Source organism: Streptomyces sp. TLI_146, from assembly GCF_002846415.1.
Taxonomy (GTDB): domain Bacteria; phylum Actinomycetota; class Actinomycetes; order Streptomycetales; family Streptomycetaceae; genus Streptomyces.
This window is the reverse complement of record NZ_PJMX01000001.1, coordinates 5,086,711-5,100,708: the sequence shown is the minus strand read 5'-3', so window position 1 is coordinate 5,100,708 and position 13,998 is coordinate 5,086,711. Positions and strand designations below refer to the sequence as shown.

Here is a 13,998-nt window from a genome sequence, read left to right as displayed (position 1 = left end):
TTCAGGACCTCGGCGTCCCGGCGTCCTTGAGGGCCATCGGCGGGGCGGGCGAGGCGAGCGCGTCCGAGAGCTCCTCCAGGGAGTGCAGCAGCAGCCCCGCGCCCTTGCGCACGACCCGGTCAGGCGCCCCCTCGCCGACATCCCACGCGGCCAGCGCCTGCTCCGCCTCGTCCCACCGCGGCACCCGCCGCTCCCGCACCGCCTTCGCACCGCGCTCGGTGGCCCCGCGCAGCGCCCCGGCGAACGCGGCGGCGGCCGGGACCGGGGGCGCGCCGCGCTCGGGGACGTGCGCCTCCATCAGCATCGCGATCCGGCCGAGCTGCCCCACCGCGTGCCCGGCGCCCTCGGCGGCGGCCCGGGACAGCCCCCGGTGGCGCACCGGTTCGTGGGTGGCCCGTTCCAGGGCCTCCTGCCAGGCGACCCGGGCCGCGCGGGTGGCGAGCAGCGCCCGGCGCACCTCGTCGGCGGGCGCCGCGGGGTCGGCGTACCGCTCGACGACCGCCGCCGCGTACCGCCCGCAGGCGGCCAGCCAGTCCGCGAGCCGGGTGCGCAGCCGGGGCGTCTCCCAGGCCGGGTAGAGCGCGTACGCGGCCATCGCCAGCACCCCGCCGAGCAAGGTGAGCAGCACCCGGTCGGGGACGGTCTGGGTCCACTGGAGGCCGCCGGTGCCGAGCAGGAAGACCACATACGCGGAGGTGCACGCGCTGGCCGCCGCGTATCCCGTACGCATCAGCAGGTACATCAGGAACGCGCAGAGCACCGCCAGCGCGGCCGAGAGGCCGGGGCCCGGGTGGGTGAGCTGGACGAGACCGGTGGCGAGGGCGACGCCGACGAGGGTGCCGCCGAAGCGGGCGACCGCGCGGGAGTACGTCTGCGAGAAGTCCGGGCGCATCACCATGACGGAGGCCATCGGCGCCCAGTAGCCGTGGCCGAGCGGGAGGGCCTTGCCCAGGAGGTATCCGGCGGCGGCGACCGCGCAGACCCGGGCGGCGTGCCGGAAGACCGGGGAGTCGCGGCGGCCCAGCTCGGCGCGCATGGTGCGCAGGGCGAGCGGGACGAGCCGGGGCAGGGTGGGCCGCAGCAGCGGCTCGGAGTCGTCGCCTCCGGTGCCCTCGGCCGTCTCCACGACGTCGCCGAGCAGCGCGATCAGGCGGGTGGCGGCGCGGAAGGCGGGGCCGCTGAGGATCGCGCCGGTGTCGGGCGTCCTGAGCGCGGCCTCGGCGGGCGCCGGGATGCGTACGGCCTCGCCGTGCCGGATCGCGCGGGCGGCCGCGTCGAGCACGGAGGCGGCGGCGCCGAGCAGTTCGCGCACCCGGTCGCGCTCGGGGCCCTGCTCCGGCACGCCGAGCGCGGGGTCCGCGAGCGAGGCGAGGACCGGCCGGATCCGCTCGGCCACGCCCCGGGATCCGTGCAGCTCCGCCGGGCGGCGGCGGGCCTCCCGGGGGGTGACGGTGGCGGCCAGCCGGGCCGTCATCAGAGGCTCCGGGTCGAAGGCGGCGCGCGGGTCCTGCCGGAGGCGGCGGGCGTAGTCGGCCTCGGCGGCCAGCGCGTCGGCGAGCGCGTCGCGCTGGGCGCCCCAGCGGCGGATCGGGACGAGCACGACGAGGGCCGCCTGGACGACGCCGCCCGCGGCGATCATCGCGGCGTGCCCGGCGGCGGTCGCGATCGAGGTGGGCAGGGTGACGGTGACCAGCATGATCGCCACGTTGGAGGAGGCGATGATCCCGGCGGTGGGGCCGACGGCCCAGGCGAGACCGGCGGCGAACGTCCAGACGGCGAGCAGGGCCAGGAAGAACGGGGAGTGGGCGCCGACGAGGTAGCCCAGGAAGGTGGAGAGGGCGAGGCTGGCGCCGGACGCGAGCGCCAGGACCGGGCGGGGGCGCCAGCTGCGCTGGAAGGTGGCGATGGCGGCCTGGAACGCGCCGAACGCGGAGCTCACGGCGGCGGTGGGGCCGAGGGTGACGAGGCTGACGCCGACGACCAGGGCGAGTCCGGTGGCTCCGCGCAGCGCGACGGTGGGCTCCAGCCGCCGCCGCTCTACGCTCAGCCCCGATCGGGCGGTGGCTTTGAGGGAGCGGAGCCAGCTCATGGGGCGAGCGTATCGATCCCCCACCCCGCCCCTTCCCTAAACCCTCCGGGGGTGGGGGTGGGTAAAGGTGGATTTCTCCGGGGGCTGCGCCCCGGGCCCCGTGTTTGTCCGCGGGCCGTCTTGGGCTGGTCGCGCAGTTCCCCGCGCCCCTAAAGGGCTCGGCTTCGCCATCACACTCGCCCGCATCCCCTAGGGGCGCGGGGAACTGCGCGACCAGCCATCTACGGTCCGCAGACGAACAGGGACATGGGGGCGCAGCCCCGAAAGCGGGGTGCGGGGGCAGGGAGCGCCGCCCCGGCAGACGGGGTCAGCCCGGCAAGCGTCGGCGGGCCGGGCCGTGGTGGGCGCGGTTGGCCGCCGTCGTGCCGGACTCCCAGCCCGCCGCATCCGTCGCCCCCCGCACCCGCGTCCGTACCGTCCGCGGAAACATCTCCTCCGCCCGCCCCGCGACCGCCACCGCGCGCGTGGCCAGCACCGGCAGCAGGTCGGGGGACGCCGTGGACTCCACCTCGCGGGCCGTCGCCGACAGGAGGTCGCCGAGCCGGTTCGCGTACGCCAGCAGGAAAGACTGCCGGAACGTCTTCGTCCGCTTACGGCCGCCCGCCCGCTGCAAGGCCTCCGCCCGCGTCATCGCCGCGGTCCCCTGCACCAGCAGCGACGTGTAGAGCAGCTCGACCGCCTCCAGGTCGGCCTCGAAGCCCACCACCGTCGAGAAGCCGAACTCGCCGTTCCACACCGCCCGGCAGTGGTTGGCCGAGGCGACCGCGTCGAGCAGGATCGCCTTGGCCGTCTCGTACGGCGCGTCCACCCCGATCCGGCACGCCCCCGGCGCGTCCCCCCGCTGACCGCCCGCCGCGAGCACCGCCTCGTCGATGCTGTGCAGCGCCATCAGCTCCTGCGCCTTGGCGCTCAGCGCCTCCGCCTCCTGCGGGAACTCCGTCGCCTCCGCCTTGGCCAGCAGCGCCCGGATCCGCGTCAGCGTCTTGGGCTCGCCGTGCACCGGCGGCAGATGCACGGGCGTACCCGGCACCGGCCCCACCGGCTCGATCGCGGGCAGCCGCAGCAGCAGCCGGTACAGCTCAAGGACCGTCGTCGCGCGCGTGAAGCGGTCCTCCGACCGCTCGCCCGCGCCCCGGACGGCGTCCGCGAGCGCGTCGGCCTGCTCCGCCCACCGCGCCGGCAGTCGCTCGTACCGCTTCAGCTGTACGAGCACGAGCTCCACGGCCAGCCGTACGTGCGGCTCCGCCAGCTCGCGCCTGACCATCCGTACGACATCGGCCGGCTGCCAGCCCCGCTCCCACGCCCGCCCGACCAGCTCCTGCCCGCGCAGGGCGAGCTCGGCGTCGGCGGACGGGTCGGCGGCCAGCAGCGATGCACCCGTGTCCAGGTCCGTATCGGACTCGGCGTACAGCGCCGCGGCCAGCGCCCGCTCGACCGTCGTCACTGCGCCGCGTCCCAGTCCCGGCGGGCCCGGGCGATCGCGTCCCGGTGGCCGATCGACCAGTCGGCGAGCGCCTTGACCAGGTGGGTGAGGCTGTGGCCCATCGCGGTCAGCTCGTACTCGACCTGCGCGGGGACCGTCGGATACACCGTCCGGTCCACCAGACCGTCGCGCTCCAGACGCCGCAGGGTCAGCGTCAGCATCCGCTGCGAGATGCCGGGCACGGCCCGCTGGAGCTGGCGGAACCGCTTGACGCCCGCGGCGAGTTCGACCACCACGTACACCGACCACTTGTCGCCGAGCCGGTCGAGCACATCGCGCACCCCGCACTCGTCCTGCGGGGTCTCGCAGCTGATCACGGGGTCGGCGATCACCCGCCGGTCCCCGGGGGTGGTTACCTCCGTGTGCCCCACTGACATCGAAGTGCCTCCTTACGCGCGCGTGCCGAACCGCAGACGATGGTCGCAGTTGTCGAACACCACCGCGAACAGATCCCTGTGCGCGTTCCTCACCCGCCTCTCCTGGGAGTCCTCCATGCTGCTCGTCACCGGTGTCTCCGGCGGTCTGGGCCGACTCGTAGCCGAGCGCCTCGCGGGCCGCGACGACGTCGTGCTCGGCACGCGCGCACCGCTGCCCGGCGCCCGGCGCGTCGACTTCGACGAGCCCGAGTCCCTGCCCGGGGCGTTCGCCGGGGTCGACACCCTGCTGCTGATCTCCGCCGGCTACGGCGAGGACGACACCGTCATCGCCCGCCACGACGCCGCGATCTCGGTGGCCGAGCGCGCCGGGGTGCGCCACGTCGTCTACACCAGCCTCACCGGCGCGGGCGACCACCTGCCGTACGCCCTCGCCCACCGCTGGACCGAGCGCCGTCTGAGCGCGTCCACTTCTTTGAAATGGACGGTCCTGCGCAACGGCCTCTACGCCGAGCTCCTCGCCTTCCTCGCCGCCCCGGACGCCGACGGGCGCCTCACCGCGCCGCTGGCCGACGGCCGCCTCGCGGCGGTGGCACGCGCCGACCTGGCCGAGATCGCGGCCCGCGTCGCCCTCGACCCCGCCCCGCACGCGGGCCGGGTCTATGAACTCGCCGGCCCCCGCGCCCTCGGCGGCGCCGAACTGGCCGCCGCGACCGGAACGACGTACGCGCCGGAGACGCTGGCCGACGCGCGCGAACGGATCTCCGCGTCCGGGGCGCTGGACTTCCAGGTCCCGATGCTGGTCGGCACGTACTCGGCGATCGCCGGCGGCTTCCTCGCCACCCCGGACGCGGGCGAGCTGCGGGAGCTCCTCGGCTGCGCACCGCTCGACGCGCTGGAGGTGTACGCGGAGGCGGTGGCCGCGGCATCCGGCCGGTAGCCCCTTCCCCTTCCCCTGGTCCCTTCCCCGCGCCTCGGAACGCCGTTGTCAGTGGCCGGTGCCACACTCGCACTCGTGGACGAGAAGTGGGCGGTGGACCCCACCGAGGACGGCGGCGCGCGGCTCGTCGCCCTCGGGCGGGACGGGCTGCCCGAAGGGCCCGTGGCGCACGAGCCCGATCTGGCCGGGGCCGTCCGGGCCCGGCCCGGTGTGGGGCGCTGGGTGTGGCGCTCCACCGCGGACATCTACCCGCGCCTGCTCGCCGCCGGCGTCCGCGTCGAGCGGTGCTACGACATCGAGGCCGCCGAGCTGCTCCTCCTCGGCCACGAGGGCCGCCTCGGCGAGCCGCGTTCGGCGGCGGCCGCCTGGGCCCGGCTGCACCACCTGCCCGTACCGGCGGACCCTCGCGCCCGCGCCGCCGAGCCCGGCCGCCAGTCCCCCCTCTTCGAGCCGCCGAGCGGCACCGCCCTGCCCCTCGAAGCCCTGGTCGAGGTGTACGCGGAGCAGCAGCGGCGGCACGAGAAGGCCGAGCACCCCGGCCGGATGCGGCTGCTCACCGCCTCCGAGTCCGCCGGGATGCTGGTGGCCGCCGAGATGAACCGGGCGGGCCTGCCCTGGCGCGCGGACGTCCACCGCGCCCTGCTGAACGACCTGCTCGGCGAGCGGTACGCGGGCGGCGGCGAGCCCCGCCGCCTCGCCGAGCTCGCGGACGAGGTGTCGGCCGCGTTCGGCCGCCGGGTCCGGCCCGATCTGCCCGCCGACGTCATCAAGGCGTTCGCCGAGGCGGGCATCCGGATCACCTCCACCCGCCGCTGGGCCCTGGAGGAGATCGACCACCCGGCCGTGGCACCGCTGGTCGCCTACAAGAAGCTGTACCGGATCTGGACCGCGCACGGCTGGAGCTGGCTGCACGACTGGGTGCGCGACGGCCGCTTCCGTCCCGAGTACACCCCGGGGGGCACGGTCAGCGGCCGCTGGACCACCAACGGCGGGGGCGCGCTCCAGATCCCCAAGGTCATCCGGCAGGCGGTGGTGGCCGACGAGGGCTGGCGCCTGGTGGTGGCCGACGCCGACCAGATGGAGCCGCGCGTCCTCGCCGCGATCTCCCGCGACCCGGGGCTGATGGAGGTGGCCGGGCACGACGGCGACCTCTATACCGCCCTGTCCGACCGCGCCTTCTCCGGCGACCGCGACCACGCCAAGATCGCCCTGCTCGGCGCGATCTACGGCCAGACGTCCGGCGACGGCCTCAAGAACCTCGCCGCCCTGCGCCGCCGCTTCCCCCGGGCCGTGGCGTACGTCGACGACGCCGCGAAGGCGGGCGAGGAGGGCCATCTCGTACGCACCTGGCTCGGCCGCACCAGCCCGCCCGCGGCCGGGGCGGGCGACGACGGCGAGGCGGGCCTCCCCCAGGAGGGCGGCGCCGAACTCACCTCCCCAGACGGCGAGTTCACCCCCGGCTACGCGTCCACCAACGCGCGCGCCCGGGGCCGCTTCACCCGCAACTTCGTCGTCCAGGGCAGCGCCGCCGACTGGGCCCTGCTGCTGCTCGCCGCGCTGCGCCAGGAGCTCGCCACCGCCGGAATGCGGGCCGAGCTGGTCTTCTTCCAGCACGACGAGGTCATCGTCCACTGCCCCGAGGCGGAGGCCCCCCAGGTCGTACAGGCGATCCGCGCCGCGGGCGAACTCGCCGGCCGCATCGCCTTCGGCCAGACCCCGGTGAGGTTCCCGTTCACGACGGCGGTGGTGCAGCGGTACTCGGAGGTGAAGTGAGGTGTCCCGCCGGGGCGCCCCACAGGGGGGCGGGGCTGTGACATGTGCGGTTCCGCCACGTGGGCGCAAGCACCCCACCCGCGAGCGCCCCACCCGCGAGCACCCCCCACCGGCCCGCACCGGAATCCCCGCGCCTCCGAGTCGAGCGCTCAGCTCAACTTGTCCCACTTCGCATCCAACGCGATCTCCTTCAGCTGCGACATGGTCAGCGCCGGAGTGGCCCGGGTGGCGGGCGCGTTCTGGTTGCCCGTGTTGAACGCGCTGATGACCACCCGGAGGCCGTTCGTCCGTATCGTGTCGACCGTCCACCACACCACGCCCGCGCCGCCCTTCTCCCCCGGTCGCTGCTCCTCGCCGACCCGGGTGCCGTTGGGCAGCGTCGACACCGTGCCCTGGAGCGGCACGTCGCCCATCCCGGGCTGGACGTTGATCCCGACCAGGCTCTTGCCCTTGCCGTCGTCCACGACCGCGAACGCGTAGCCACCCTGGTTGCCCTGGTCCACGACCTTGAGCCCCTTCGGCAGGGAGGCGGCCAGCTCGCGCTGCATCGCGGCCCCGCTCGGCTCGCCCCGGCGCACCGGCTCCGAGCGCGGCACCTTGGCACCCGCCATGGTCGTCTTCCACACCTCGGCCGTGACCAGCGCCTTCATCTGCGCTCCGGTCAGCGGCGGGTCGACGCGGGTTGTCTTCCCGCCCTTCTCGGCCGCCGCGTTGTGCTCGCTCGCGTCGACCAGTACGCCCTTCGGAGTGATCAGCGTGGCCCGCCAGTTCTTCGTCTCCTCGCGGCGGTCCGGGTACTCGTACCCCTGGAAGAGCATGAACCGCGAGCCGTCGGGGAGCACTTCGGCCGCGCAGTGGTCGTAGTCCGTGATCGCCTTCGAGGGGCAGGTCACATATCCGGTGGCGCCCTCGCCCGCCGGATCGATCGTGCTCAGCGAGATCCCGATCGAGCCCTGGCCCTTGCCGTCGTCGAAGACGACCGACGCGGTCGGCGACGCGAACTTCTTGCCTGTCCGGTCCGCGCCACTGCCCTGCTCGTTACTGGTCTTCCCGGGCGGGAGGAGCGCGATGAGGTTCTTGATCATCTGCTCGGCGGTGACCGACACCCCTTCCGGAAGCGTCGACTTGGGCGGCGCCGCCACGGACGCGGCCGGACCGCCGGAGTCCCGCGAGCCGCCGGAGGAGCCGCCGACCAGCCCGCTCGCCCAGGCGCCGCCGAGGCCCACCGCGGCCAGCGCCACCACACTGCCGGTCACCGTGGCGGCCCGGCGCCGGGCCAGTCGGCGGCGGCCGCTCATCAGGGCGCCGTCGAGCAGCGCGCGGCTGTCCTGCGGGACGAAGCCGTCGCCGGTGCTGCGCATCGCGTCCCCGAGCTGGTCTTCAAAAGGCATGGTGAAACCCCACTCCTCGCTTCGTGTTCGTGGTCGGCGGTCGGTCGTCGGTGGTGGTGCGTGGCTCGTCTTGCCTGGTGCCTGGTGCGTGGTTCGCGGTGCCTGGTTCGCGGGTCAGAGCGCTGCGAGTTCCGCGAGGCTGCCGCCCAGGTGTTCGCGCAGTTTCGCCAGCGCGCGGACCGAGCGGGTGCGGACCGCGGCCGAGCTGACCCGCATCGCCTCCGCCGTCTCCTCGACGCTGTGGTCCTCCCAGTACCGCAGGACCACCACAGCGCGGTCCTTGGGCGCCAGCCGGGCGAGCGCGTCGAGCAGCGCGAGCCGCAGCGCCGGGTCTCCGTCCGTGGTCACGGGCCGGTCCGGCAGTTCCCCTATCGGCCGTTCGGCGGCCGAGCGGCGCCGCCGGTGGGTGAGGAACGTGCGCACGAGCATCGTCTGCGCGTATCCCGCGGGGTTGTCGATCCTGGAGATCCGGCCCCACATCGCGTACATCCGGCCCAGCGTCTCCTGCACCAGGTCCTCGGCGAGATGAGTGTCGCCGCTGGTCAGCAGGCACGCGGCGCGGAACAGGTGGTTCGCTCGGCCAGACGCGAACTCCAGGAACTCATCCGTGCGCGCTTGTTTCGGCTGCCTCGGCTGCCCCAGCTTTCTCATGCTCTCCCCCGACCCCTTGACCTCCCCTACACCTCATTGACGCGCCAGGAGGCCAGGAATGTTTCACCCGACTTCCGCCCGGCCCCGCCCCTCCCCGTCCGGCCCCGCGTCCAGCTCCCCTTCCGGCCCCACGTCCGGCCCCGCGTCCAGCCCCGCCAGCAGTTCCGTCACCTCCGCGTGCGCCTTCGGGTCGCCGCCCTCCAGGGCCTTCAGCGCCAGCTCCCACTGGACCCGCGCCTGCGCGATCCGCCCGCGCGACCGCTCCAGGCGGCCGTACTCACGCCTGCCAAGCCCCTCGCTGTACGCGTCGCACCGCTCGACGGCCTGGTCGAGCAGGTTCGCGCAGGCGGCGTACGCCTCGTCGGTACGGCCCAGCTCGCCCAGGACCCGGACCAGGCCCACCCACGACTGGGACCGCCCGTGCCAGTCGCCCTGGTCGCCGAGGATGCACAGCGCCCGCTCGAAGTGGCCGACGGCGGCGGCCCATTCGCCCAGGGTGAGGTGCGCGTACCCGATGTTGCAGTGCGCGGTGTGCGCCAGGAGCTCGCTGCCGATGCGGCAGCCGGTCGCGAGGCTGCGCTCGTGGTAGGCGATGGCCACGCGCGCGTCGGTGTGCTCGTGCAGGTTGCCGAGGTGGCTGAGGATGATCGCCTCGCCATAGGCGTCGTCGAGCTCGCGGGTCAGGGCCAGGCTCCGCTCCAGCGGCTCGGCGGCCTCGGCGTGCCGGCCGAGGCGCTCCAGGAGCATGCCGCGGTTGGCGAGGGTGCGCTGGGTGCGGCCCCGCTCGCCGAGCTCCTGCCAGAGCGCGATCGCCTCGTCGTTGAGGGCCAGTGCCTCCTCGATGCGGCTGGCCAGGAAGTGCGCCCCGGCGAGGTCCCCGATGGCATGCGCCTGCGCGACCCGGTCGCCGCTCGCCCGGGCGGCGCTCAGGACGAACCGGTTGAGATGGCGCAGCGCGCCGTACTTGCCCCGGTACTGGAGATGGCTGAAGTACGCCCTGACCAGCAGGAACAAGGTCGGTGAGGAGCGCGCGTACCGCTCGGTGAGCGTCACGACGGCGGGCAGTTCGCGGTCCCCCAGGCCAACGCGGCGGCGGTGTCCGGGAAGGGCGCGGCGTCCCCGACGGGCTCGGGCACGCGCGCGGGGCCCTCGCGCTCGGGCGGGGACAGGGTCAGGCCGCTCTGCCGGGCGGCCTCGGCGTACCAGCGCAGCCCGCGCTCGACGGCCGCCTCCCGCCCGTCGTCCTGGGCGGCCAGCTCACGGGCGAAGTCGCGCACCAGGTCGTGCGGCGCGTACCGCCCGTACGAGATCTCCTCCAGGAGCGCCACCTCCACGAGGCGGTCGAGCGCGGCCCCCGCCCGCTGCTCGGGCAGGCCCATCAGCCGGGCGACGACGGGGACTTCGTACGCGGGCAGGTCCAGCGCTCCCAGGCGGCGCAGGGCGAGCGCCGCGTCCGGGTCGAGCGCGCCGAGCGCGACGGCGAGCGAGCGGCGCACGCTCAGGTCGTCGTACTCCAGGTGGTCCAGGCGCCCGTCCTCGGCGTCGAGGAGCCCGGCGAGCGCGTCGGGGCTGAGCGCGCGGCGGGCGGCGAGCCGGGCGGCCGCGACCCGCAGCGCCAGCGGCAGCCGCCCGCAGAGCTCGACCAGCCGGGCCGCGCCGTCGGCCAGTTGGCGCCCGGAGACGGCCCGGAGCAGGCCGAGGCTCTCGTCGGCGGTCATCGGGGCGAGCGGGAAGCGAGTGGCGCCGTCGAGCGCGGCCAGCGGCGACCGGCTGGTCACGACCACCGCGCAGCCGTCCCCGGCGGGCAGCAGGTGCCGTACCTGGGCGGCGGAGGCCGCGTCGTCGAGGACGAGGAGCGTACGGGTCGGGGCGAGCCGGGAGCGCAGCAGCGCGGCCGCCGCGTCGGGCGTGTCGGGGACGTTGCGGGAGTCGACGCCCAGCGCGTTGAGCAGCGCGGCGAGCGCCTGGATCGGCGGGAGCGGGGGGAGCCCGGGGGTCGCGCCGCGCAGGTTCAGATACAGCTGCCCGTCCGGGAACTCCTCGCGCAGGGCGTGCGCCACATGGACGGCGAGCGCGCTCTTGCCGACCCCGGCCATGCCGGTGATCACGGCGAGGGCGGCGGCGGGCACGCCCTCGTGCCGGGCGGCGGACGCGCGCGGTGCAGGAGCCGCGGGGTGGACCGCCGCCCCTGCCGGAGGCCCGCCGGGCTCCTGCGGCTGCCGCCTCCCCTGGGTCAGGGCGGCCCACAGCCGCGCCACCAGATCGCCGCGGCCGGTGAAATGGGCGGGGCCGGGAGGCAGTTGGGCCGGGGTGGGCAGCTCGGCGCGGGGCGCGGGCTCCCGCAGGATCTCCCGGTGCGCCTCCTGGACAGCGGGACCGGGGTCGACGCCCAGCTCCTCGACCAGGGTGCGGCGCAGCCGCTGGTGCACGGCGAGCGCCTCCGCCTGACGCCCGGTGCGGTGCAGCACCAGCATCAGCTGCCGGTGGAAGGCCTCGCGCAGCGGGAACTGGCCGGTCAGCGCCGCCAGTTCCGGCCCGATCCCCTCATGGCGGCCGAGCCGCAGCTCCGCCTCGTACTTCCACTCCAGGACGAGCAGCCGGGTCTCGCCGAGCCGCTGGACCAGGGCGGGCTCGCCGTCGGCCGGGTCGTAGAGCCCGCTGAGGGGCGCGCCGCGCCACAGCGCGAGGGCGGCGGCGGTCTCCTCGGCGACCGTCGGCCAGTCGCCCCGGTTGTGCGCGGCGAGCGCCACGCGCGCGTGGGCCTCGAAGACCTCGGTGTCGAGCTCGCCGGGGTCGACCCGCAGCACGTATCCCGGCGGCACGGCCCGTACCCGGTCCTCGGAGTCGAGCAGCCGCCGCAGCCGGGCGACGTGGTTGTGCAGCGACGCGGTGGCGGAGGCGGGCGGGTCGTCGCCCCACAGCGCCACCTTCAGGTCGTCGCTGGGGACGACCCGGCCGGGCCGCATCAGCAGGGCGGCGAGCAGGGAACGGACCTTGCCGCCGCCGACAGGTTCGCCTCCCACGGTCAGTGGGCCGAGCAGGCCGAATCGCACGCACACGCCGAACTCCACCGGTTCCCCCACTGCCCGTCCACCGGCTGCCCCGCTGACCGTTGGCCACATGTTAGCGATCTGTTGGTGGGCGCTGATTAGATCTTTCCATCGGATCCGGGCCGCCGGTGCTCGGTGGACGACCACCCTCGGGGGAGTGTCGCCGTCGGAACGGATCCGAAGGACAGAGAGGTCCTCGGGCATCCCAGGTGAGTGCCCGGGGACCTCGTCCTGTCCGCGCCCGCCCGGCGGGCGCCCCTTCGCCCCTCGGTGCGCGCCTGTCCGGCGGCGCAGACCGCCCCCTGGCCGGTCCAGCGATTTTGCGCCAATTTTACGAATGCGTACAACCTTTGGGCCGCTCAAGCGTCTTGGGCGCGCCTCTCAGTCGGTCTCCCCGTCTAGCAGCGACGCGATGTACTCCTCCAGCCGTCCGCTCAGCAGCTCAGGCGTCAGGTCCGTGCGCCCGAGCTCCCGCCACGGCCCCGCGACCTTCTCGGCGTCCGGCGCGTACGCCAGCGCGTCCAGGAGCTGCCAGTGGAGCAGCCCGGCGCCGAGCCGCCCGCCCCCGGCGGTGTACCGCGCCACGAACTCCCGGGCTGCCCCGGCCCCGTGCAGCAGCGCGAGCGCCGTCGAGCAGTGCGCCACGTCGAGCGCGGCCGGGCCCCACGACGTCTCCACCCAGTCGACGACCCCGCTGATCCGCAGCTCGTCGCCCACGCCGCTGAACAGCACGTTCCCCGGGTGGAAGTCCCGGTGCAGGAAGCACCCCCCGTACGGGGGCGGCGGCTGCCGGATGACGTCGACCGCCCGGCGCCAGACCTCGGGCCGCCGGGTGCCCTCCGGGACGCGCACCCGGTCGGCGGAGGTCCAGGGCTCGTACTCCCGGGGCCGGTTGGCCGCCGCCACCGGGAGGCGGTGGATGTCCAGCAACTGCCCCGCGAGCAGCTCGATCCGCCGCTCCAGCCCCTCCTCGTCCAGCCGGACCGCGCCCTCCAGGCGGGTCATCAGCAGCGAGGGGTGGTCGCAGTGCTCGCCGTGCGGATCGGCCGCCACGAGCGCGGGCGCGGGCACGCCCGTCCCCGCCAGCAGCCCGAGCACCGCGGCCTCGCGCGCGAGGAGGCCCGCCGCGTGCCGCCGGTAGAAGGGCTTGGCGAAGGAGCGCAGCACCAATTCGCGTACGGAAGTGGCTGATTCTGTGCGCCCACCCTCGGCGCTGCCGCCGCCCTCTGCACGCAAACCCTCGGCACCACCGCCGCCTTCTGTACGTATGCCGCCGCCTTCAGGACGTATGCCGTCGGCGACCTCCGTACGTATGCCGTCGGCCACCTCCGTACGGACCAGCCGCATCTGTGAAGTCCACCCGCCCCGCAGCGCCACCGCGTCCCGTACCCGCTCGCCCTGCGGAAGCGACTTGTCGACCCAGCGGCGGGTCAGCTCCCAGCCGTCCGCGCCCAGGTCGTCCAGGACCGCGTCCACGAACCGCCCGCGCTCAGCCGGGTGCTCCTTGAACCACACCCCGAGCCGGTGGTGCGCGCCCTCGAACACCAGCCGGGTGAAGCGGGGCTCGTTCCCCTCGGCCAGCGCCTGCGCCACCGCCTCCGTGACAGCGTACGGAATGATCTCGTCCACTTCGGGTACGGCCAGGACCACCCGGGTGCGCAGCGACCGGAAGACGTCGAGGGCGCGCGAGCCGCGCCAGCTGTCGGGCGTCCGGAGGATCTCGGTGAAGCGTGAGACGGGTGCCCCCGGCGGGGTCCCCGGCGCTCCCGGCTCGGCCCCGAACGGCTCGGACCAGGCCGCGTCCGCGTACACGGCGGGCGCGCACAGGCCGATCCCCGCGACCCGGGAGCCGTAGTGCGCGGCCAGGTCCGCGACGGTCTGGCCGCTCATGCTGAAGCCGGTCAGGACCAGGCTCTGGCCGGACGGAACGTACGCGTCGACCGCCTCCCGCGCCTGCCGGAAGCGGCGTTCCAGGCTCAGCTCCGCGAGGTCGCCGCTGGAGGCGCCGTGCCCGGAGAAGTCGAGGGCGAGGACGCGGTGGCCACGCGAGCGGAAGTCCTCCCCCAGCTCCGCGAGCCGCGCCTTGTCGCCGATTCCGGCGCCGTGCAGCAGGACGACCGTGACGGAGGGGATCATTGCGTCGGGCTCCGCCACCGCGCAGCTGATCCGCTCCCCGTCGAACTCCCCGACCAGTTCCGTCACTTCGGCCACGTCAGCCACTCCCCCTCATGATCGCCAGGCTCCTCC

At 75.1% G+C, this 13,998-nt stretch carries 10 protein-coding genes; 2 read left to right on the top strand and 8 right to left on the bottom strand.

Features of this window, described 5'->3' with window-relative positions; genetic code table 11:
* Position 1 precedes the first annotated feature (1 nt).
* The 3 genes from BX283_RS22850 to BX283_RS22840 form a co-directional block, all read right to left on the bottom strand.
* A complete protein-coding gene (locus BX283_RS22850; RefSeq protein ID WP_101389390.1) occupies positions 2-2,089 on the bottom strand; it encodes an FUSC family protein in 2,088 nt (695 codons plus the stop codon).
* Between the two features lie 307 nt (positions 2,090-2,396).
* Positions 2,397-3,533 (bottom strand): DUF2786 domain-containing protein, encoded by a 1,137-nt coding sequence (locus BX283_RS22845; RefSeq protein WP_101389389.1) that lies wholly within the window; start codon positions 3,531-3,533, stop codon positions 2,397-2,399.
* On the bottom strand, positions 3,530-3,949 hold the full coding sequence (locus BX283_RS22840; protein WP_101389388.1) for a helix-turn-helix domain-containing protein: 420 nt from the start codon (positions 3,947-3,949) through the stop codon (positions 3,530-3,532). The genes BX283_RS22845 and BX283_RS22840 overlap by 4 nt, the downstream gene beginning before the upstream one ends.
* 49 nt (positions 3,950-3,998) lie before the next feature.
* Between BX283_RS22840 and BX283_RS22835 the strand changes: the two genes are divergently transcribed.
* Both BX283_RS22835 and BX283_RS22830 read left to right on the top strand, forming a co-directional pair.
* Positions 3,999-4,886: an NAD(P)H-binding protein gene (locus tag BX283_RS22835; protein ID WP_257583585.1), complete on the top strand. Its 888-nt coding sequence runs from the start codon at positions 3,999-4,001 to the stop codon at positions 4,884-4,886.
* Between the two features lie 75 nt (positions 4,887-4,961).
* Positions 4,962-6,659: a bifunctional 3'-5' exonuclease/DNA polymerase gene (locus BX283_RS22830; protein ID WP_101392525.1), complete on the top strand. Its 1,698-nt coding sequence runs from the start codon at positions 4,962-4,964 to the stop codon at positions 6,657-6,659.
* A 149-nt stretch (positions 6,660-6,808) separates the two neighbouring features.
* On the opposite strand, the gene BX283_RS22825 is transcribed toward BX283_RS22830, so the two are convergent.
* The 5 genes from BX283_RS22825 to BX283_RS22810 form a co-directional block, all read right to left on the bottom strand.
* On the bottom strand, positions 6,809-8,050 hold the full coding sequence (locus BX283_RS22825; protein ID WP_101389386.1) for a hypothetical protein: 1,242 nt from the start codon (positions 8,048-8,050) through the stop codon (positions 6,809-6,811).
* 114 nt (positions 8,051-8,164) lie between these two features.
* Positions 8,165-8,701, bottom strand: a complete 537-nt coding sequence (locus BX283_RS22820; RefSeq protein ID WP_101389385.1) for a SigE family RNA polymerase sigma factor — start codon at positions 8,699-8,701, stop codon at positions 8,165-8,167.
* A 63-nt stretch (positions 8,702-8,764) separates the two neighbouring features.
* Complete coding sequence (locus BX283_RS42195; protein WP_306822816.1) at positions 8,765-9,754, bottom strand: tetratricopeptide repeat protein; 990 nt, start codon at positions 9,752-9,754, stop codon at positions 8,765-8,767.
* A complete protein-coding gene (locus BX283_RS42190; protein WP_306822815.1) occupies positions 9,751-11,760 on the bottom strand; it encodes an AfsR/SARP family transcriptional regulator in 2,010 nt (669 codons plus the stop codon). Before BX283_RS42190 ends, BX283_RS42195 begins: the two co-directional genes overlap by 4 nt.
* 372 nt (positions 11,761-12,132) lie before the next feature.
* Positions 12,133-13,962, bottom strand: coding sequence for an alpha/beta fold hydrolase (locus BX283_RS22810; RefSeq protein ID WP_257583580.1), 1,830 nt, complete (start codon positions 13,960-13,962; stop codon positions 12,133-12,135).
* Positions 13,963-13,998: the final 36 nt, after the last annotated feature.